Annotated in this window: 21 protein-coding genes; 15 read left to right on the top strand and 6 right to left on the bottom strand. The window is 36.7% G+C overall.

The genetic code is table 11. The annotated features are described in order from the left end of the window. Positions 1-69: 69 nt before the first annotated feature. The 5 genes from MUA88_RS09450 to MUA88_RS09430 all read left to right on the top strand — a co-directional run bounded on the left by MUA88_RS09450 (position 70) and on the right by MUA88_RS09430 (position 3,356). Positions 70-1,038 carry a bile acid:sodium symporter family protein gene (locus tag MUA88_RS09450; protein ID WP_262605462.1) on the top strand — a complete coding sequence of 323 codons (969 nt, stop codon included), beginning with the start codon at positions 70-72 and terminating at the stop codon, positions 1,036-1,038. A gap of 161 nt (positions 1,039-1,199) precedes the next feature. Continuing rightward, positions 1,200-1,472 carry a hypothetical protein gene (locus MUA88_RS09445; protein WP_262603905.1) on the top strand — a complete coding sequence of 91 codons (273 nt, stop codon included), beginning with the start codon at positions 1,200-1,202 and terminating at the stop codon, positions 1,470-1,472. A 30-nt stretch (positions 1,473-1,502) separates the two neighbouring features. Next, positions 1,503-2,360 carry a VOC family protein gene (locus MUA88_RS09440; protein ID WP_262605461.1) on the top strand — a complete coding sequence of 286 codons (858 nt, stop codon included), beginning with the start codon at positions 1,503-1,505 and terminating at the stop codon, positions 2,358-2,360. Positions 2,361-2,535: 175 nt separating this feature from the next. Next, a complete protein-coding gene (locus tag MUA88_RS09435) occupies positions 2,536-3,180 on the top strand; it encodes an HAD family hydrolase (protein WP_262605460.1) in 645 nt (214 codons plus the stop codon). Then, positions 3,177-3,356: a hypothetical protein gene (locus tag MUA88_RS09430; RefSeq protein WP_262603902.1), complete on the top strand. Its 180-nt coding sequence runs from the start codon at positions 3,177-3,179 to the stop codon at positions 3,354-3,356. Before MUA88_RS09435 ends, MUA88_RS09430 begins: the two co-directional genes overlap by 4 nt. A gap of 50 nt (positions 3,357-3,406) precedes the next feature. Here MUA88_RS09430 and MUA88_RS09425 read toward each other — a convergent pair whose 3' ends face one another. Genes MUA88_RS09425 through MUA88_RS09415 form a run of 3 tightly spaced genes read right to left on the bottom strand, consistent with a single transcriptional unit; the run spans position 3,407 to position 4,826 of the window. Continuing rightward, entirely contained in the window at positions 3,407-3,583 is a 177-nt protein-coding gene (locus MUA88_RS09425; protein ID WP_262603901.1) for a hypothetical protein, read from the bottom strand. Position 3,584: 1 nt separating this feature from the next. Next, entirely contained in the window at positions 3,585-3,917 is a 333-nt protein-coding gene (locus MUA88_RS09420) for a hypothetical protein (RefSeq protein WP_262605459.1), read from the bottom strand. 54 nt (positions 3,918-3,971) lie between these two features. Next, positions 3,972-4,826: a formate/nitrite transporter family protein gene (locus MUA88_RS09415; RefSeq protein WP_262603899.1), complete on the bottom strand. Its 855-nt coding sequence runs from the start codon at positions 4,824-4,826 to the stop codon at positions 3,972-3,974. 477 nt (positions 4,827-5,303) lie between these two features. Between MUA88_RS09415 and MUA88_RS09410 the strand changes: the two genes are divergently transcribed. Next, on the top strand, positions 5,304-6,692 hold the full coding sequence (locus tag MUA88_RS09410; RefSeq protein WP_262603898.1) for an amino acid permease: 1,389 nt from the start codon (positions 5,304-5,306) through the stop codon (positions 6,690-6,692). Between the two features lie 73 nt (positions 6,693-6,765). Here the strand turns inward: MUA88_RS09410 and MUA88_RS09405 are convergent, their stop codons facing one another. Beyond that, on the bottom strand, positions 6,766-7,122 hold the full coding sequence (locus tag MUA88_RS09405) for a hypothetical protein (protein ID WP_262605458.1): 357 nt from the start codon (positions 7,120-7,122) through the stop codon (positions 6,766-6,768). A gap of 161 nt (positions 7,123-7,283) precedes the next feature. Here MUA88_RS09405 and MUA88_RS09400 point away from each other — a divergent pair, with 161 nt between their 5' ends. The 9 genes from MUA88_RS09400 to MUA88_RS09360 all read left to right on the top strand — a co-directional run bounded on the left by MUA88_RS09400 (position 7,284) and on the right by MUA88_RS09360 (position 17,022). Then, the gene (locus tag MUA88_RS09400) at positions 7,284-8,015 is read left to right on the top strand and encodes a CPBP family intramembrane glutamic endopeptidase (RefSeq protein ID WP_262605457.1); all 732 of its coding nucleotides are present in this window, start codon (positions 7,284-7,286) and stop codon (positions 8,013-8,015) included. Between the two features lie 339 nt (positions 8,016-8,354). Next, positions 8,355-9,041, top strand: a complete 687-nt coding sequence (locus MUA88_RS09395; RefSeq protein ID WP_262603895.1) for a helix-turn-helix transcriptional regulator — start codon at positions 8,355-8,357, stop codon at positions 9,039-9,041. A gap of 112 nt (positions 9,042-9,153) precedes the next feature. Further along, positions 9,154-9,948, top strand: a complete 795-nt coding sequence (locus tag MUA88_RS09390; RefSeq protein WP_481906602.1) for an inositol monophosphatase family protein — start codon at positions 9,154-9,156, stop codon at positions 9,946-9,948. Positions 9,949-10,093: 145 nt separating this feature from the next. After that, the gene (locus MUA88_RS09385; protein ID WP_262605956.1) at positions 10,094-10,999 is read left to right on the top strand and encodes an LCP family glycopolymer transferase; all 906 of its coding nucleotides are present in this window, start codon (positions 10,094-10,096) and stop codon (positions 10,997-10,999) included. Between the two features lie 220 nt (positions 11,000-11,219). Beyond that, positions 11,220-14,156: a formate dehydrogenase subunit alpha gene (gene fdhF / locus MUA88_RS09380; RefSeq protein WP_262605456.1), complete on the top strand. Its 2,937-nt coding sequence runs from the start codon at positions 11,220-11,222 to the stop codon at positions 14,154-14,156. Then, on the top strand, positions 14,156-14,620 hold the full coding sequence (locus MUA88_RS09375; RefSeq protein ID WP_262603893.1) for a helical membrane plugin domain-containing protein: 465 nt from the start codon (positions 14,156-14,158) through the stop codon (positions 14,618-14,620). The genes fdhF and MUA88_RS09375 overlap by 1 nt, the downstream gene beginning before the upstream one ends. A gap of 156 nt (positions 14,621-14,776) precedes the next feature. Continuing rightward, the gene (locus MUA88_RS09370) at positions 14,777-15,025 is read left to right on the top strand and encodes a hypothetical protein (protein WP_262605455.1); all 249 of its coding nucleotides are present in this window, start codon (positions 14,777-14,779) and stop codon (positions 15,023-15,025) included. 24 nt (positions 15,026-15,049) lie between these two features. Next, positions 15,050-15,826, top strand: a complete 777-nt coding sequence (locus MUA88_RS09365) for an N-acetylglucosaminidase (RefSeq protein ID WP_262605454.1) — start codon at positions 15,050-15,052, stop codon at positions 15,824-15,826. Positions 15,827-15,894: 68 nt separating this feature from the next. Beyond that, the gene (locus tag MUA88_RS09360; protein WP_262603890.1) at positions 15,895-17,022 is read left to right on the top strand and encodes an FAD-dependent monooxygenase; all 1,128 of its coding nucleotides are present in this window, start codon (positions 15,895-15,897) and stop codon (positions 17,020-17,022) included. A 307-nt stretch (positions 17,023-17,329) separates the two neighbouring features. On the opposite strand, the gene MUA88_RS09355 is transcribed toward MUA88_RS09360, so the two are convergent. Continuing rightward, positions 17,330-18,283, bottom strand: a complete 954-nt coding sequence (locus tag MUA88_RS09355; RefSeq protein ID WP_262603889.1) for an NAD(P)-dependent oxidoreductase — start codon at positions 18,281-18,283, stop codon at positions 17,330-17,332. 196 nt (positions 18,284-18,479) lie between these two features. Then, the gene (locus MUA88_RS09350; RefSeq protein ID WP_262603888.1) at positions 18,480-18,845 is read right to left on the bottom strand and encodes a DUF4870 domain-containing protein; all 366 of its coding nucleotides are present in this window, start codon (positions 18,843-18,845) and stop codon (positions 18,480-18,482) included. Positions 18,846-18,928: the final 83 nt, after the last annotated feature.

Raw genomic sequence — 18,928 nt, 5'->3', positions numbered from 1 at the left:
AAGGTGATTTATTATGCTAATATTCTGACTATTAAAACAATTAAGAAAAGAAATTAAGGAGTGTTGCCAATGTTACAGCGTATCGGCCATTTTGCATCAAAAACATTTTTATTATGGGTCTTGCTGGTTAGTGTGATTGCATTCACAATGCCAAGTCTATTTTCAGGACTGGGGGCAATTATTCCTTACTTATTAGGTATTGTTATGTTAGGGATGGGTTTAACAATTAAGGTAAGTGATTTCAAATTAATCTTTAAATATCCGAAACCCGTCTTGATAGGGGTTGCTTTACAATATATAGTCATGCCAGTGTTAGCGTATTTAATTGCAAAAGCCTTTCAATTACCACCAGATATCGCAATCGGTGTTATCCTTGTTGGATGTTGCCCTGGAGGTACGACAAGTAATGTAATGAGCTATATCGCAAAAGCCAATGTTGCATTATCTGTTACGATCACTTCAGTATCTACAATGTTAGCACCTGTATTAACACCAAGCTTTATGTATTTATTTGCAAGAGAATGGATGGAAGTTTCATTCGCAAGTATGTTCATGTCAGTCACACAAGTCGTGTTAGTCCCAATCTTAATCGGTTTAGTTGTACAAAGATTCTTCAGAGGCTTTTCTGAAAAAAGTGAAGATGTATTACCACTTGTATCAGTCGTAGCCATTTCATTAATCTTAGGTACAGTTGTTGCGGGAAGTCGTGAATTAATCATTGAAACTGGATTATTAATCTTTACAGTTGTCGTTCTCCATAATGTGTTAGGATATGCGACAGGTTACGTATTAGCCAACGTCTTTAAATTAGATTATCCAGATAAAAAGGCTGTTTCTATCGAAGTAGGAATGCAGAACTCTGGATTAGCTGTATCCCTTGCAATTGTTCACTTCAATCCACTTGCAGCTGTATCAGGAGCCGTATTTAGCTTCGTACACTGTGTGACAGGACCATTGCTTGCAAGATTTTGGGCAAAACGAGCAGAACGTGCAGAACAAGAAAATCGAGTAGAAACATCACATGGTAGTCTTGCATAATTGATAAAACATGGCGCAGGAGTCTTGAGTTTATAAGATTTCTGCGCTTACTTTTTTGTTTACTTTTACAAAATCATTAGGTTGTGCGAAAATAATATTTAACTAAGGTTAAGTACATTTTTAATCTCACAATGTATTTGATAACAAAGGACGTGATGTTGATGGTTAGAGTATTACAACGCTATATGATTACATGTATGCTCTTCGTAACGATGGTCATCCTATCATCAGGATTTTTGACACACTATGAAAATGGAGCTCAGGTATTTCTTATTCTGATGTTAAGTGTGATTGCATTCAGTGTGATACTAGAAACATGGTTAGCACGTACAGAGTTATCCTCTCGTAAAGTGCGTTTCATTCAAACATTGGCCTTTCCTGGTGCTATAATTATCATAGGTTTTGTATGTATATACCTTTTTCCAATGGTATGATAGTTAGATAAGGGTAGACATGCATAGTAAATGGAGATGAATAGAGTGACAGTTGTTTTAACGCATCATCACATATCGATGTATACAAAAAATAAAGAAGAAAACAAACACTTTTATACAGAAGTTCTTGGGTTGAAATTGGTTAAAGAGACCGTCAATCAAGATAATGAAGACATGGTTCATTTATTTTATGGTGACAATGAAGGAGTAGTAGGGACATTACTGACCTTCTTTGAATTGCCGAATGCAGGGCAGATGCGTAAAGGCACAAATATGATTGCGCGTATCGGCTTGCTTGTTGAAGGAGAAGAGAGTCTTAATTATTTTGAGCAACGTCTTCGCCAAGCAGGCATTGCGGTGACACAGGGAACTTATTTAGGACATAATGCGCGTTTTTTTGATGATCCGGAGCAGTTGTCATTTGTATTGATTGATAATGAACAACGAAAAGTACCGGGTAGTTGGCGAAACCCAGTCGATAATGATGTTCCAGAACAATATCAAATTTTAGGGTTAGGACCGATTGAACTTCACGTACAAGAAAAAGAAAAGACCGTTGCCTATTTGAAAGATCAATTGGGCTATGAAGCATATGAAGTGGCAGAAGGGACTCTGTTGTCATTAGACACAACAGGCCATTACACAGATCTTCTCGTCATTGAGAAGTCAGGACCGGTTGTACGTCCTGGACGAGGTTATGTTCATCATCATGCGATCGGTGTAGCGAGTCATAAGTCTTTAGAACAGGTCGCGATGTTACATGATGCGATGAAAGTGAAGCATACTGGGATTATTGACCGTAAATGGTTTGAATCATTGTATTATACACAAAATGGTATTACATATGAATTTGCGACAATAGATGTTACGAATGATTTTGTAGATTAATAAAAAGTCACGCATACCTTTAGTAAAATGAAAAGCGTATGCGTGTTTATTTTTGAAGTGAATACATGCTTTGAGAAACAAATAAAAGAGGACGTGATTTTGGACCTCGACAATTATGAATTGTCATGATGTATTTGTTACACTAAATGCATAAGCTTTTGAGGAGGAATAAAGAATGTATCGAGCAGTGATATTCGACTTTGATGGTACGATGATAGATACAGAGCAACATCTGTATGAGGTTATTAATAAATATTTAAAAGCAGAAGGACATGAGCCTGTCAGTTTAGCGTTTTATCGCGAAAACATTGGTGGACGTGCGCTAGCGTTACATGAACATATTGTTTCGCTATTAGGAGAGGAAAAGGTTACAGAACTTTACCGTGAACATCATGACAGTGCTGCCCATTTACCATTGAGACCAGGTATTGAGACGTTTATGAAACAATTAAAACAACGTCATATTCCAATGGCCATTGCGACAAGCAGTGCACGTCAAGATATTATGCCACTCTTTGAAACACTAGGATTGAATGATTATGTGTCAGCGATTGTTGGTAGAGAAGATGTAGAAGAAGTAAAACCAGAACCTGATTTGTATTTAACAGCGGTACAAGCATTAAACCATAATCCAGCGTATTGTTTGGCAATTGAGGATTCAGTCAGAGGGGCAACTGCTGCAATTCGTGCCGGCTTGGATGTTATCGTAAATACCAATCAAATGACAGAAACAGGCGATTTTAGTGAACTGCCACTGACAGATAAAGATACAGACTTAACAACACTTATTGAACGTTATTTTGAAGGGAAAAGACTATGAATTTTGAACAACTCATGTTTTTTATTGTCATACCGTTATGTTTTATTGCTGGTAACTTAGTGATTGCACCGAGAAGACAACGCCATATTCCAATGCGTATACATGTATTGTCATGTGTCGTTGGCTTAGTTATTTATGCGATTGGCATGATTATTTTATATCAATTCTTCTTATAAAAATAACCGGTCCTAACAAGTTTGAATTTCTTGTTAGGACCAGTTTTGTATTATGTCAAAAAGAATAGTGCTGCTACAATTAAGATGACAAGCATGGCATCAATGCCCACCATTAATTTGACGCGTGGGTTGACGTTGCCTGCTTTGTTTGACTTATATAGCACATAGGCATTTGGAATGAAGCTAATGATTAATAGGATAATCAGAATAATAGCAAGTGTTGACATCTTATCGCACTCCTTTGATACGGCCATACAGGTAGCCTACGATTAAAGCAATGGCAATACCGACTAACGTACAAATAATCGGCTGTTCTAACTTTGTACCAATTAATGCACCGAGTGCGACGCCAATCACTAATGGCACACCGTATTGGATACGACGCTCTTCAGAATCAAGTAAAGTGAATGTGAGCATATAGAGTACGCCGAATATTATTGCGACAAGTAAAGATTTAATAATAATCATACTGAGTGGTGCGGTATGAGACATGAAATTGACAACAAAAAAGATGATGCCAAGAAAGAGTGAAATAACCAGTGCTTTATGTGTATGTTTCATGATGGCCTCCATCTATTAAATAATTATAGCCAGTATAACATACATGTTTAAAAGCTACTTATTAAGTCGTTGTATCTTATTAGCCTTTTTAATTGTCTCAAATTGGCCGTGATCATTAAGATAAGCATAAAATAAGCCAATGATAAGCCCACCGCCAATATAGTTCCCGACAAACGCTGCTACAATATTTTTCAACATGCCTATCACATGTACAGCAGAGAAATCATAAAATAATTGACCGACAAATAGCGTGGCATTATATACAACGTGTTCAAAGCCCATAAAAGCAAAAATTGTGACACCAAACATCATGACAAACATTTTGGCATAAACATCATCAATTTGCATGGCAATGACAAGTGCAATATTGATAAAGAAGTTCGCAAAGATAGCGCGAACAAGGATATTTTGAAAGTTATATACTTCTGTTTTGGTGTGTATCATTTGATTCAACATCGCAACCATATCTGCCGACATCACATCACTACAGCGTAATATAGCGAAGAAGATAAACGCCCCGGCAATATTACCGAAAAAGCAAAGCATAAATATTTTTAATACACGCATTGGCTGTATTAAATGATAATAAAGTCCTACCGTAAAATACATAAAATTACTGGTAAGCAGTTCGGAGTTTGTGAATAAGATCAGAACAAGTGCAAAGCTAAATGTAATTGAACCAATCATATTGACAACACCTAAAGGAACGTCAGGTGCAAATGTTGTTTTAACCATGAGTACAAATACGGAGATAATGCTAATAATAAAACCCGCCATCATCGCACGCATTAAGTAGCGCTTCATATAGAAGCTGTGTAGTACATCTTTCTTTTGAATGGTTTCGATAATATTTGAAACCCACTTACGACCATAAAATATCGTATCCCATTTAATATTCGTATCATTCATACGACAAATTTCCTTTCCATTTGTAATAAAGACTAGTATAACTTGTTGAAATCATTATGTGAATATGTTCACATAATATTTTATGGCGATAAAATGACATTTATATTTTATGTGCAGATGAATAATAATAATGATTATATGATATTGAAATGATGTTGAAAATTTTCACGATGTAGAAAAATTATATATTAATAGAATTTATATCGAGATAAAAACACTTTTCAAAAACCTTTGAAAACGCTGTCATATCAACGTTTTGAAAATTAGTAGACTAATAGAAAATTCCAAAACTATATAGAAATATCTTATAAATAAGCTGAAAATATTATTATAGAAGTGACAACAAAAAATTTTGAGTATGAGGAAAAAATGACAATTTCAAAATACGCTTTATACATTAATAAAATATAGTATAATAACGATGAAAAGTTTACATACTTTTAAAAATCAGGGGTTTCAAGGAGAGGGTAGATTGTCATGGAAGATAATCAATTACACAGAGGGTTAAGCTCTCGTCAAATTCAAATGATTGCGCTTGGGGGCACAATCGGTGTTGGTTTGTTTATGGGAGCATCAAGCACAATTGCTTGGACCGGACCATCCGTTATCTTTGCATACTTATTAGCAGGGCTATTTTTATTCTTAGTCATGCGTGCAATGGGTGAGATGGTTTACTTATATCCTACTACAGGATCATTTGCGAACTATGCGACAGATTATTTACATCCAGTTGCAGGCTACATTACAGCTTGGGCAAACATCTTTCAATGGATCGTTGTAGGGATGTCAGAAGTGATTGCCGTTGGTGCATATATGCAGTTCTGGTGGCCAGAATTACCAACATGGATTCCAGGTATTATCGTAATCGTAACTTTAGCAGCGGCGAATATGATTTCTGTTAAAGCATTTGGTGAATTTGAATTCTGGTTCGCTATGATCAAGATTGTAACAATTATCTTGATGATTATTGCAGGATTTGGACTTATTTTCTTTGGTATTGGTAATGGCGGAGAGCCAATTGGACTTGGTAACTTAACTGAGCATGGTGGCTTTTTACCAAACGGCTGGTTAGGCTTTTTCTTTGCATTATCAATTGTTATCGGTTCATATCAGGGTGTTGAACTGATTGGTATTACAGCAGGTGAAACAAAAGATCCACAAAAGAATATTAAAAAGGCTGTCAACGGGGTTATTTGGCGTATTTTAATCTTCTATATTGGTGCGATCTTTGTTATTGTGACTGTATATCCATGGAATGACTTGCAAGATCTTGGTTCACCATTTGTTGCGACATTTGCAAAAGTGGGTATTACAATTGCAGCAGGTTTAATCAACTTTGTTGTTATTACAGCAGCAATGTCTGGATGTAACTCAGGTATCTTTAGTTCAAGTCGTATGATTTATACATTGGCACAACACGGACAATTGCCAAAATCATTTACAAAAGTAATGAAGAATGGCGTTCCGTTCTATGCAGTATTAGCGGTATCAATCGGTATTTTTGTTGGTGTTATCTTAAACGTCGTACTTCCTTTAATTATTCAAGGATCTGAAAATATTTTCGTATACGTTTATAGTGCGTCTATTTTACCAGGTATGGTACCATGGTTTATGATTTTATTCAGTCACATTCAATTCCGTAAAAAGTTCCCTGAGAAGGTAAAAGACCATCCATTCAAAATGCCATTTGCACCATTCTCAAACTACTTAACAATTGCTTTCTTAGTACTTGTATTAGTAGGTATGTTAATCAATGGTGAAACACGCGTTTCTGTTATTATTGGTTTCTTATTCTTAGGATTCATGGGATTATTCTTCTTCATGCGTGGTTATCATAAACGAGACAAAGAAGAATTTAAATTGTAATTAAAACACATACACAATAAAGAGGTTGCGGCATTTAGAATTTCTCTAAATGTTGCAACCTCTTTTTTCGTGATTAGGTTCTTAATGTAAATGCTTGTAAATGTTGCATTGCACGTAAAATTACCTCGATATATCCAGCATTGACCTTTTCTTGACTCCCTATTTCAATGTGAGTCAATGGGTTTTGATGTAACTGGCGCAAGCAGTAATAGTAAACGTCATAATTTTGAAAGGGGAAAATAGGTGTTTCATCTGGATGAGAAAGGTCTAAAATGTAGTTGGCCACACAATCTTCTAATATTTTCAAGCGTTCTTCAATGAGAGGGTTCTGTTTTTTTGAACGTGCTAAGTCATAATGATCGACAAGTGTTAAAAGATTTTGTAACTGATGATAGGCTGTTGTGAGTGTAAGATTTTTAGAGAGATTCATAACAAACTCCTTTTTAGTATAATATATAAGAAAGTAAGGGGTTTTGAGATGGAGTAGGAGTTGGTGCATCATAAATTTGCGTTTTAGGAGACCGATATATGGTGTCTTGAAATTAGCAATTCCACCAACTTCTTCACTCCGCTACATCGAGGAGGAATACAATGACAAAGTATCAATGGAAAGATATTGCATGGCGTGATTTATGGTTATTGCCTATTTTGGTAATTGCAGAGTTAGTTCTAGGATTGATAATCGGAATAGTATTATTGATATTAAAGGATACCAACCAACTCCAATGGCTAACGTCACTGGACTATTTTGACATAGTAGATTCAATTACTGGTGCTGCGAGTTATATTCTAGTTATTCTCTGCTTTTGGCTGCTACATAAACGTGAAATGCCTAACCGCTTTCGAATAGGGTTGCAAGGGATTCGTCAATATTGGATATGGATTATTGTTGTTTATGTGCTTACGTATATTTCATGGCAAGTGTATGATTATTTAACGCAATTTATCCCTGAACAGTATCAATATGAGACAACACAGAATGAAGCAATGTTAGATAGTTTAACGCAATGGAATGTGCTATTGCCTATTAACTTGTTGTTTATTGTAGTGATAGGACCGATTGTAGAAGAAATTATATTCCGGAATATTCTAATTGGAGAGTTAGGGAAGAAGTTTAATGTTTATGTGATGGGTGTTATTTCAGCCATTTTATTTGCAGGTATGCATGTGACCTCTGCAGAATCACCATTTGAAATGATAGACTACTTACTGTTAGCGATTCCGATTGTGTGGTTGTACATTAAAAGTGGTTGTAATTTAGGTGTCTCCATAGCATTCCATATCCTGAATAACTTCATATCAACTTTGCTTGATTTTATTTAATCAGATGATGATATAAAGAAACCGGACGGTGCATATGCACTGTCCGGATAGAAAGGAAAGTAAGTAATAAATATTGAAGATGTTCAATCTAGTATAGAACAAGTACATCATGTTTCAAACTTTACTATTGACGAAATAGTTACCCCTCATTTGAAATATGCGTTTGTACCCATCCCCCCTCTAGTAGCTAAATAAAATATTATCACAGATTAGCCACAATTGTAAGCGTTTTCTTAAGAGTTTTTGAGTAAATTTTACACTTTTATATCTATTTTCTTACCTATATAACAGCATGCTATAATAAAAATAAGATGCTTTTGGAATCAAGGGGTGATATGTATGAAAAAAGATACACGTCAGCAAAAATTAATTGAATTGATTCAAGAAATGAAACATGTTACGGCAGATACATTGGCACAAAAATTAGGTGTGTCAAAGCGTACTGTCTTGAGGGATGTTCAAGAACTTGAGGCAAAGGGTGTGCATTTACAAACGCATGCAGGACAAAAAGGTGGCTATCGCATGCAATCAGAGATGAATCATAATGCATTGACTTTTTCCGATAATGAAGTGCAAGCCCTCTACTTAATATTGAAAGAAAGTATGACTCAGACAAGTTTGCCATATGATCAAGAGATTGAATCTGTCATAGCTAAGTTATTACGTCATCCAAATGTAACAGTGCGTCAAAGCTTACAACATATGAATGACACGATTCGTTTTGAAGCGGATCAACCTGTTCGGTTACCGCGATTACTTCATGCAATCTTAGTATACTGCCATGAACGAAAGGTAATGGCTATTGAACACCATCGTACGGATTTAGAACAATCCGTTGTAGAAAATGTTGTGTTTATTGGTGTGTTGTGTGAAAGTGGCGTTTGGCGTGCGGTCGTCTATCATATTGGTGGTGGCTACACAAAAACGATTGATATTGAACATATTCAAGACGTATCTTATTCATTTTATAAATCAATAAAAACACAAGATATTACATTAGATAACTACCAGAACTTTTTACAGTAATAAAATGTTTTTGTGAAAATCATTTTATTGTTCTTGAGGTATTAATGAATGAGTTTGAAACACTTCATTGAAGATAATGAATGGATAAATAATTAAAGAGGTGAATGTAATTGTGAATACAGCAGCGTTGAAACAGATTGATGAACGCATCATCCAATGGCTCGACCAAGTTCGAACGATGTTGCCAGCTATGATCAAAGAGATGGATTTACAAACGAAAGCCAATCGCTTTGATTTGGTGACGAATGTGGACAAATCGATTGAACAAAGTTTTGAGGAAATGTTAACTAAGGAATTTCCAGAGCATCAATTATATGGAGAAGAAGCACATCATGATACAGATAGATTGCGAGAGGGTTATACATGGGTGTTGGATCCAATTGACGGCACTGCTAATCTTGTGAAACAACAAGATGATTTTTGTTTAATTTTGGGCCTATTTTATAATGGCGAGCCTGTACTATCTTATATTGATGAATTTCCACGTCAAAAGCGTTTTAAAGCGATTAAAGGGGAAGGCGTTTACTTGAATGATGAACGCTTATCACCACCACCAGAGCGCCCGTTGAAAGACTGTTTGATTTCATTCAATAATAAGGGGCTAAATGATGAAACGATGCATGATTTGTTGGACGCGTCATTTGGTTATCGTTTAATCGGTGCTTGTGGTCTCGATTCTGCGAAAGTATTTACAGGTCAATTTGGCGTACATATTCATACAAATGCAAAACCATGGGATATTGGGGCGCAGTTTTTATTTGCTGACATGCTGGGATTAAAGATGACGAACTTTCAACAAGGACCGATTGATTTTATTAAGGGTGGTCCATTCATCATTAGCAATAAAGGATGCTATGAAGAAATGTTAGAGATATTACTACAAAAAGGTGGCTATCAAAAGGCATAGTGCGACTATGGATGTATTGTGCATTTGCATATGTCAGTTATAATCAACATAATGAATAAACTTTGATATGACAAAGAAGAGAAATGGAGTGAGTATTTTGACATACACACGGTCTAAAAAACAAAAAAATCCTGTTATCAAATGGATGATACGAATTGTTGCTGTACTACTTATTTTGGCTATCTTAGCAATTGGGTATTTAGCATATAAACTTTTTGCTGTAGGAGGTGCCATTCACAACCCATTAAACCGTGATCATTCAGAATTGAGATCAGGTAGTGTGGATCTTAGTAAAGGTGATCCTTTTACAATTGCATTATTCGGGGTAGATTCTAACGCTGAACGTGCAAGTAATGGTGGCGGCGAACGTAGCGATACCATTATGTTACTCTCAATTAATCCTCAAAAGAAAACAACTGAAATGGTCAGCATTCCTCGTGACACACAAGCAGAAATTGTAGGGCAAGGTACAACTGAAAAAATTAACCATGCTTATGCTTATGGTGGCCCTGACATGGCGGTTAAGACACTTGAAAAATTAATGGATGTACCAGTGGATCATTATGCAACGGTAGATATGGATGGTTTGCAAGATACCATTGATACGGTTGGTGGTATTAATGTGGTAAGTAACGCAACATTTTCAGCACAAGGTTACCAATTCCAAAAAGGTGTGAAAGAACATTTAGATGGTGAAGCGGCAATGGCATTTATTCGTAGCCGTAAAGAAGACGGTGCAGGTGGAGACTTCGGACGACAAGAACGTCAACAACTTGTACTTCAAGGTTTAGCGAATAAGTTAACAAGTGTGTCTTCACTTACAAACTTGAATGGCATTATGAATCAGTTGGGAGATAACGTGCAGACAGACTTGAGTTTATCAGAACTGAACCAAGTGAGAAGTAATTATTCTGATGCTAATGACAATGTGAACCGTTATCAACTTGAAGGTTCAGATGGTATTCAATCTGATGGTTTATACTACTTTATACCAGATGAAGGTAGCAAAGCAGAAATTTCACAATTATTACGTGCCAATTTAGGCCTTTAATTAAATATAGAAGAAAGAGTGGGGCAGAAAAAACTGGCTCACTTTTTTATAGGTCACACTTTATAAAGAGTGAATACACTCTTTAAAGGTAATATGATATGACATTTCAATAATTGTAATACGATATATATAGAAAACGTTAACATTTTGATGTAAAAAGGGTAGAATAGAAGTACTAAGTGTGTGGGGCATCTTAGACGAAATTTTTAGGAGGGATATTATGCAAGAACATCTTGTTTTAACATTAGATGGTAAAGAGTATTTGGTTGAACCGGGCACCAATTTACTACACTTTATCAAAGCACAACAAACATTTGTACCTTCTATTTGCTATAACGAAGCTTTAGGGCCAATAGAAACATGTGATACATGTGCCGTTGAAATTGACGGTAAAATCGAACGTGCATGTAGCACAGTGGTTGATCGACCTATGGTTGTCAATACACAAAACGACCGCGTACAAGCGAGTCAAAAGGAAGCGTTAGATCGCATTCTTGAAAAACATCAATTGTATTGTACAGTGTGTGATTATAACAACGGAAACTGTGAAATCCATAATACGATGGACCAATGGGGGTTGGAACATCAAACATATGAATATAAGCCAAAGCCATATGAAGTAGACTTTGGACCATTCTATCGCTATGATCCAAACCAATGTATCCTATGTGGTCGTTGTGTTGAAGTATGTCAAGACGTGCAAGTCAATGAAACATTATCAATTGACTGGGATCGCGATCAACCGCGTGTTATTTGGGACAATGATGTTGCGATTAATGAATCATCATGTGTTGGCTGTGGTCAATGTTCAACAGTATGTCCATGTAACGCAATGATGGAAAATAACATGGTAGGTAAAGCTGGTTACATGACAGATATCGAACCAGGTTCACTTGCTTCAATGATTGATTTAACGAAAAAAGCAGAAACAGGCTACGGTCCGTTATTTGCTATTTCAGATTCTGAAGCGGCAATGCGTGAAGAGCGTATTAAAAAGACAAAAACAGTATGTACTTACTGTGGTGTTGGTTGTAGCTTCGAAGTTTGGACAAAAGATCGTGAAATCTTAAAAGTTCAACCTTCTCAAGATTCACCAGCAAATAAAATTTCATCTTGCGTAAAAGGTAAATTTGGTTGGGACTATGTTAACTCTGAAGAACGTCTTACAAAACCATTAATCCGTCGAGATGGACAATTTGAAGAAGTGGAATGGGATGAAGCAATTCCATATGTGGCGAAACGCATGCAAGAAATCAAAGACAAGTTTGGTCCGAATGCATTAACGTTCATTTCTTCATCTAAAGCGACAAACGAAGAATCTTACTTAATGCAAAAACTTGCACGTCAAGTAATTGGTACGAACAATATTGATAACTGTTCACGTTACTGCCAAGCACCTGCAACGAAAGGTTTATTCCGTACAGTAGGACACGGTGGTGACTCAGGTTCTATCGATGATATCGGTAATGCTGAAATGGTTATCACAGTAGGTACAAACACAGCAGAAGCACACCCAGTTATTGCATCACGTATTAAACGTGCACATAAATTGTTCGGTCAAAAGCTTCATGTGTTTGATATTCGTAAACATGAAATGGCGCAACGTGCAGATGAATTCTATCAACCACACCCAGGTACAGACTTAGTATGGTTATCTGCCGTAACAAAATATATCATTGATAACGACCTTCACGATCGTGCATTTATCGATCAATGGGTAGATCATTTTGATACGTACTATGAATCATTAAAACCTTATACAATGGAATTTGCTGAAGAAACAACAGGTATTTCAAAAGACCGTCTTGTGAAGTTAGCACATGAAATTGTAAGTGTGAACAGCGTGTCTATTTGTTGGGCAATGGGTGTAACACAACAAGAAACAGGTTCTGACACAAGTACAGCGATTTCTAACTTATTACTTGTAACAGGAAACTACATGAAACCAGGTGCAGGTTCATACCCATTACGTGGTCACAACAACGTACAAGGTTGCTCTGACTTCGGTAGTATGCCGGATAAGTTACCAGGTTACTTAGGTGTACAAGATGACGAAGCACGCGGTTGGTTTGAAAAAGCGTGGGGTGTTGAATTACCAAAAGAACCAGGTTTCGACAACCACCAAATGATGGATCACATCCATGCTGGAGACGTACACAGTATGTTCATTCTAGGTGAAGATACAGGTATTACAGACTCTAACATCAACTACGTACAAGCTGCTTTAGAAAAAGTAGACTTCTTAGTTGTTCAGGATGAGTTCTTAACATTCACTGCTGAATATGCAGATGTCATCTTACCAGCTTCTCCTTCTCTAGAAAAAGAAGGTACGTTTACAAATACAGAGCGTCGTTTCCAACGTTTATACCAAGTTTTAGAACCACTTGGCGATTCAAAACCTGACTGGCAGATCACACAAATGATCGCAAAAGAAATGGGTTACGACTGGGGTTACACACATCCATCAGAAATCATGGATGAAGCTTCAGACTTAACACCAATGTTTGCAGGTGTGAAATACCACCGTTTAGAAGGCTATAACAGCTTACAATGGCCTGTAAATGCAGATGGTACAGATACACCATTACTCTTCACAGAAGGTTTCAACTTTGACAACGGTAAAGCGAAGTTATTTGCATTAGACTTCAATAACTTCTACAAAACAAATGAAACATATGACTTACACGTGAACAATGGCCGTGTGTTAGAGCACTTCCATGAAGGTAACATGACATACAAAGTGCCTGGTCTGAAATATAAAATGCCATCAGCGTTCATTGAAATTTCACCAGAATTAGCGGCTGACCGTGATATTCATGAAGGTGCTGCTGTGAAGTTAATTTCTGAAACAGGTGAAGCGACAGGTCACGTGCATATTACAGACCGCGTAAAAGGAAAACAAATCTTCTTACCGCAAAATGATAATAATGAAGCAGCAATTAACTATTTAACAAGCAGTGTGACAGATCCAGAAACACATACACCAGCATACAAATCAACATGTTGCCGTATGGAAGTATTGAGTAAACGTGGTAAATCACCACTTAACCCAACAAACTTCCGTAACCAACATCGCAATCCGCAGTATAGTGTGCGCGTGGACAAAAAATGGGAGCGTCCAGACTATGTCTTCCCAGGGGATCAGGTGATGAAATAATGGCAGAAAGAATTACAAAAATTAAACGTATTCAGAAGTCAGAAGCAGAAATCAAAGCAGAGAACCTTGCAGAAGTAACAGACAAGATTGCTGAAAACAAAGAGAGTATCTTGAAAGTCATTGATCTTGTGAAAAACTTGGATGATGCCAAAATTTTAGATGCGCTAAATGGAGCAGTAAAACAACGTGGTGTCATTACTGAAAAAATTGTCACTGAGTTAAATAAAGACCAATATGCAGGCTTTTTGCATAACATCGGTCAAATGGTATTCATCTTAGGAGATCTTGATACAGATGAGTTACGCGTCTTATTAAACAAAGTCAACAAAGGTGTTCGTGTGGCGAACCAAGCAAGTCCAAGTGCCCGCACATCTGTGAAAGGCTTGATGGGCGTACTTAAAGATGACGAAATGAATAAGAGCTTAACGTATTTCTTAAATATGTTAAAAGGTATGTCTCGTTAATGTGAAGAGGTATCTCAAAAAGGAGTAGCTGTTGCTGCTCCTTTTTTGTGCGATTTAATAGTGAAGAGGGTATATGTTACTAAGAATTGAGACTCACCACAACACGACCACGTAAATCATGATAAAATGATAATGTATCAAAAGGAGGAGGCATTTATGCATCGCGAACAAAAAATATTATTGCTTGCAGCGATATCTAATATCATACTCATAGCGGGCATTGTCATGTTGATTTACGTAGGTCCCATCTGGGCATTAGCATGCTTTTTAATCACTTTAACTATCACATTAGTTTTATTTAACATGCTGTTCAAAGAAAAACCCAAATTACGTTGTATCGCAAATGTCATTTATGCCATTGTGATTTTATTTATTGTATTTTTAATGTGGCATTACTTTGCATAAGAGAGAAAAAAGAGAGGTTGAAATATGAAGCACTGGTTGAAGTCACATCCATCTGTCATCTTTTTAATTGTGATACTTGCTGTGTTTGTCGGGTTATTAATTGTGAATGAAACATCTTTGTTTAAGCAACATAAGATGTATACATTTGAAGAAGCTTATGACAGACAACTTCAAGATGGTATATTACATACAAAATCAAGTGAATCTGGTTTTGTAGAAGCTTCAGAAAAAGAAGTGAAAGAAGAGATGGCGATAAAACGTAGCGACTCTGACATCATGTATCTGGATTTGTCGAAAACAGTGAATTTATCTGAAGAAGAAGTGAATGATATGCTAAAAGGAAAAGGCATCCTTGAAGGGAAAGTCTTTCTAGAGGCACAGGAACGTCATCATGTGAATGTTATCTACTTGGTTAGTCATGCACAGCTTGAAACAGGCCAAGGTAAGTCTGAGCTGGCAAAAGGGATTAAAAAAGGCAAACAAAGATACTATAACTTTTTCGGTGTGGGTGCATTTGACAGTAACGCTGTTAAAACAGGCACGAGCTATGCTGTGAAGGCGAAATGGACATCACCGGATAAGTCGATTGTCGGAGGTGCAGCATTTGTTAGACAACAATACTTTGAAAATGGACAATTGTCGTTATACCAAATGCGTTGGAATCCTCAAGAACCAGGAACAAATCAATATGCTAGTGACATCGACTGGGCATCTAAAATTGCGGAACAGATGGAACATTATTATCAAGAATATGGGATCAAACAAGACCGAGTTCGTAAACATCATTATGCTAAAAAGTAGATGATATTAACGGTGTTAAGCAATTTGGCATAGTAGGCAGAATGACTTAAATCGGAGAGGTGAATGAAATGAAAATAGGTATTGTAGGTGCAGGGATTGGTGGATTAACATTAGCGGCATTATTACGTGAACAAAAGCATGACGTACATATTTTTGAACGACAAGATGCGATTAAAGAAGTAGGTGCAGGTATCGGTATTGGCAGGAATGTGATCGAGAAGCTTGGCGATCATGACTTAGCAAAAGGAATCAAGAACATCGGTCATCTGTTGAAAACGACACGTATGCTTGATGAACAAGGTGAAGTTATTAGTGAAATGCCTTTTGATGAAAAAACAACGAATGTCACAGTTTTACGTCAAACGTTGGTAGAAACCATTGCAAGCTACGTCTCAGAGGATATGCTTCATTTCAACCATGAAGTCACTGCCGTAGAAGGCAACGAAACAATGGCACGTCTCCATTTTCGTCAACAGGATAGTCAGACATTTGACTTAGTCATTGGTGCTGACGGGATCCATTCAATCGTACGTCAAACGGTACAACCAAAAGCAAAAGTACAATATCAAGGTTATACATGCTTTAGAGTTCTGGTAGAGGATGTGCCGGAAATTGGACAAACGGCTGATGAGTATTGGGGGAGCAAAGGACGTTTTGGGATTGTCCCATTACTTGATGGTAAAGCGTATTGGTTTGCGGCAATCAATGCCAAAGAGAATGATATAGAATATAAACGCTATAATAAACCATATCTACAAGCGTATTTTAATCAATATCCAGAACCAGTACGTCATATTTTAGACCGTCAACCAGAAACAGGGATTTTACATCATGATATTTATGATTTAAAACCATTGAATACATTTGTGTATCAATCACGTATTGTGTTGTTGGGAGATGCAGCACATGCGACAACGCCTAATATGGGCCAAGGTGCCGGTCAAGCAATGGAAGATGCCATTGTTCTTGCCAATGTACTCGGTGAGTATGAGACATTGACTGAGGCCTTAAAACGCTATGACAAGCTCCGTGTAAAACATACAGCGAAAGTCATTAAGCGTTCACGTAAAATAGGGCGTATTGCTCAAAAACAAGGTGGTTTAACGATACGCTTACGCAATGGTATTGCACGTAAGTTGCCAAAATGGGTTATCTCAAGACAGCTAAGATTTTTATATAAAACGAAAAGTCATTAATAAAAGATAAAAGGCGTAGAGGATTCATTTCGTCCTCTACGCCTTTCTTAGTTCATCATTCAATCAAAATAAGGGTTGTGATTAGCCCTTATTTTTGTCCTTACACATATATTCTATAAAACTATAAACGATAAGACTCAAAAATATAATGATTGCTACGGGAATAATCATATCATTCAAAATAAAATAAATCGCTATTATGAATGCAAATATAAACCAAATCAACTTTAAAAGTGCTTGCATAAAAACACAACTTTTAAATTATGTTATCAATCTACTTAGATGCCAATTATCTTTACTTGTATGATTAGTTGACGATATAGTCAGGTGTTTCACCTTGTGCTTGTTTGATTAAGTTTTGTGCAACGATTTTTGCCATCATATCACGTGCTTCAAATGTGGCATTGCCAATATGTGGTGTAATCACGACATTGTCTAATGATTTAAGCCCTTCAGTAAACGCTGGTTCAAACTCGTATACATCTAAAGCGGCACCTTCAATTGTTTTATTTTGCAATGCTTCTAATAATGCTTCTTCATGAACAATTGGTCCACGTGCGGCATTAACGAGATATGCAGTTGGTTTCATCAATGCAAGTTGTTCTGCATCAATCATATGGTGTAATGCTGGGCTGTACGCGGCATTGATTACAACGAAATCGGCTTCTGCTAATAATGTATCTAAGTCAACATATTTCGCATCTAGCTCTTTTTCACATTCTTCTTTACGGTTAGGACCTGTGTACAGGATAGACATGTCGAATCCTTTTGCACGACGTGCCACTGCACTACCAATTTCACCTAAACCAATAATACCGATTGTTTTACCAGACACTTCACGTCCTCTAAAGAAGAGTGGTGCCCATCCATCAAAGCCTTTATGACGCATGAGTTGGTCCCCTTCAGGAATACGACGTGCGACAGCTAATAAAATACCCATTGTTAGTTCAGCTGTAGCATTGGTAGAAGCTTTTGGTGTGTTCGATACAGAAATACCTTGTTTTCTTGCATATTCAACATCGACATTGTTAAAGCCAGCACCGTAGTTGGCAATGAATTCAAGATCTTTTGCACTTTCAATCACTTCTTGATCTACTTCTGTGGATAGTAAACTTACGAGGCCGAATGCATCAGCCACCCCTTTTTTTAATGTTTCCTTATCAATGATACCTTGACCTTCATAGATATCCACTTCAAAATGTTCTTGCAATAATTCTAATCCAGCATCTGGAATAGGTCCTGCAACAAATACTTTTTTCATCGTAAATCCCACCTTTCCCCTTAAGTATAGAAAACCATACGTGAGAATACAAGGTGTGGGAATTGCATAGTAGCGATACGCCATAAATTTATACTCTGAGAAACTGTTAAACTGTATCGCAACTTCTATCGTCTTACATAAAAAATACAATAATAACACGGCGATATACCGGTTATTATTGTATCAGTGCGTTCTATTATTTAAAGAAGCGGATAGAGAGCGGTGGTAGGTAATCTTCCCCTTGATATGCTTTAATCAGCGCCACAATTTGAAAGACGAAAGCTAAAACTGCAAGGACTGCTAAAACAACAAAGCCAATCAATACAAAGAGTAATATTGTGCCAATAATACCCCAGATTGTGTATGACAGAATAAAGTTTAAATAGTTTTTTCCTGTTGTATCAACAAATTTTGAATCATCACGTTTGAGTAACCAAATGATTAATGGACCGATAATGGTTGTGAAAAAAGATGTGGCATATATCAAAACAGCCATTAACTTTTCATCATCAGATGGTTCTAACGGATAGTTATTGTGTTGGGGTGCTTCATATGTTTCCATAAAATGCCTCCTTTTTATGATTATCTTTAATGATAGTTTACAGGAGAATGATAAAAAAGCACAATCAATTACATGAATAAATG

This window comes from Staphylococcus sp. IVB6240 (genome assembly GCF_025558425.1).
In the GTDB taxonomy this organism is placed as follows: domain Bacteria; phylum Bacillota; class Bacilli; order Staphylococcales; family Staphylococcaceae; genus Staphylococcus.
The sequence above is the reverse complement of the archived record's forward strand: the minus strand, read 5'-3'. Positions and strand labels throughout refer to the sequence as shown.

Coding starts and splice junctions, on each gene's coding strand:
- MUA88_RS09425 (WP_262603901.1), bottom strand. CDS start 3,583: ATGTCAACACTTGCTATTATTCTGATTATCCTATTAATCATTAGCTTC.
- MUA88_RS09360 (WP_262603890.1), top strand. CDS start 15,895: ATGAAAATAGGTATTGTAGGTGCAGGGATTGGTGGATTAACATTAGCG.
- MUA88_RS09385 (WP_262605956.1), top strand. CDS start 10,094: ATGATACGAATTGTTGCTGTACTACTTATTTTGGCTATCTTAGCAATT.
- MUA88_RS09435 (WP_262605460.1), top strand. CDS start 2,536: ATGTATCGAGCAGTGATATTCGACTTTGATGGTACGATGATAGATACA.
- MUA88_RS09410 (WP_262603898.1), top strand. CDS start 5,304: ATGGAAGATAATCAATTACACAGAGGGTTAAGCTCTCGTCAAATTCAA.
- MUA88_RS09420 (WP_262605459.1), bottom strand. CDS start 3,917: ATGAAACATACACATAAAGCACTGGTTATTTCACTCTTTCTTGGCATC.
- fdhF (WP_262605456.1), top strand. CDS start 11,220: ATGCAAGAACATCTTGTTTTAACATTAGATGGTAAAGAGTATTTGGTT.
- MUA88_RS09350 (WP_262603888.1), bottom strand. CDS start 18,845: ATGGAAACATATGAAGCACCCCAACACAATAACTATCCGTTAGAACCA.
- MUA88_RS09445 (WP_262603905.1), top strand. CDS start 1,200: ATGGTTAGAGTATTACAACGCTATATGATTACATGTATGCTCTTCGTA.
- MUA88_RS09355 (WP_262603889.1), bottom strand. CDS start 18,283: ATGAAAAAAGTATTTGTTGCAGGACCTATTCCAGATGCTGGATTAGAA.
- MUA88_RS09400 (WP_262605457.1), top strand. CDS start 7,284: ATGACAAAGTATCAATGGAAAGATATTGCATGGCGTGATTTATGGTTA.
- MUA88_RS09370 (WP_262605455.1), top strand. CDS start 14,777: ATGCATCGCGAACAAAAAATATTATTGCTTGCAGCGATATCTAATATC.
- MUA88_RS09405 (WP_262605458.1), bottom strand. CDS start 7,122: ATGAATCTCTCTAAAAATCTTACACTCACAACAGCCTATCATCAGTTA.
- MUA88_RS09415 (WP_262603899.1), bottom strand. CDS start 4,826: ATGAATGATACGAATATTAAATGGGATACGATATTTTATGGTCGTAAG.
- MUA88_RS09395 (WP_262603895.1), top strand. CDS start 8,355: ATGAAAAAAGATACACGTCAGCAAAAATTAATTGAATTGATTCAAGAA.
- MUA88_RS09430 (WP_262603902.1), top strand. CDS start 3,177: ATGAATTTTGAACAACTCATGTTTTTTATTGTCATACCGTTATGTTTT.
- MUA88_RS09440 (WP_262605461.1), top strand. CDS start 1,503: ATGGAGATGAATAGAGTGACAGTTGTTTTAACGCATCATCACATATCG.
- MUA88_RS09450 (WP_262605462.1), top strand. CDS start 70: ATGTTACAGCGTATCGGCCATTTTGCATCAAAAACATTTTTATTATGG.
- MUA88_RS09365 (WP_262605454.1), top strand. CDS start 15,050: ATGAAGCACTGGTTGAAGTCACATCCATCTGTCATCTTTTTAATTGTG.
- MUA88_RS09375 (WP_262603893.1), top strand. CDS start 14,156: ATGGCAGAAAGAATTACAAAAATTAAACGTATTCAGAAGTCAGAAGCA.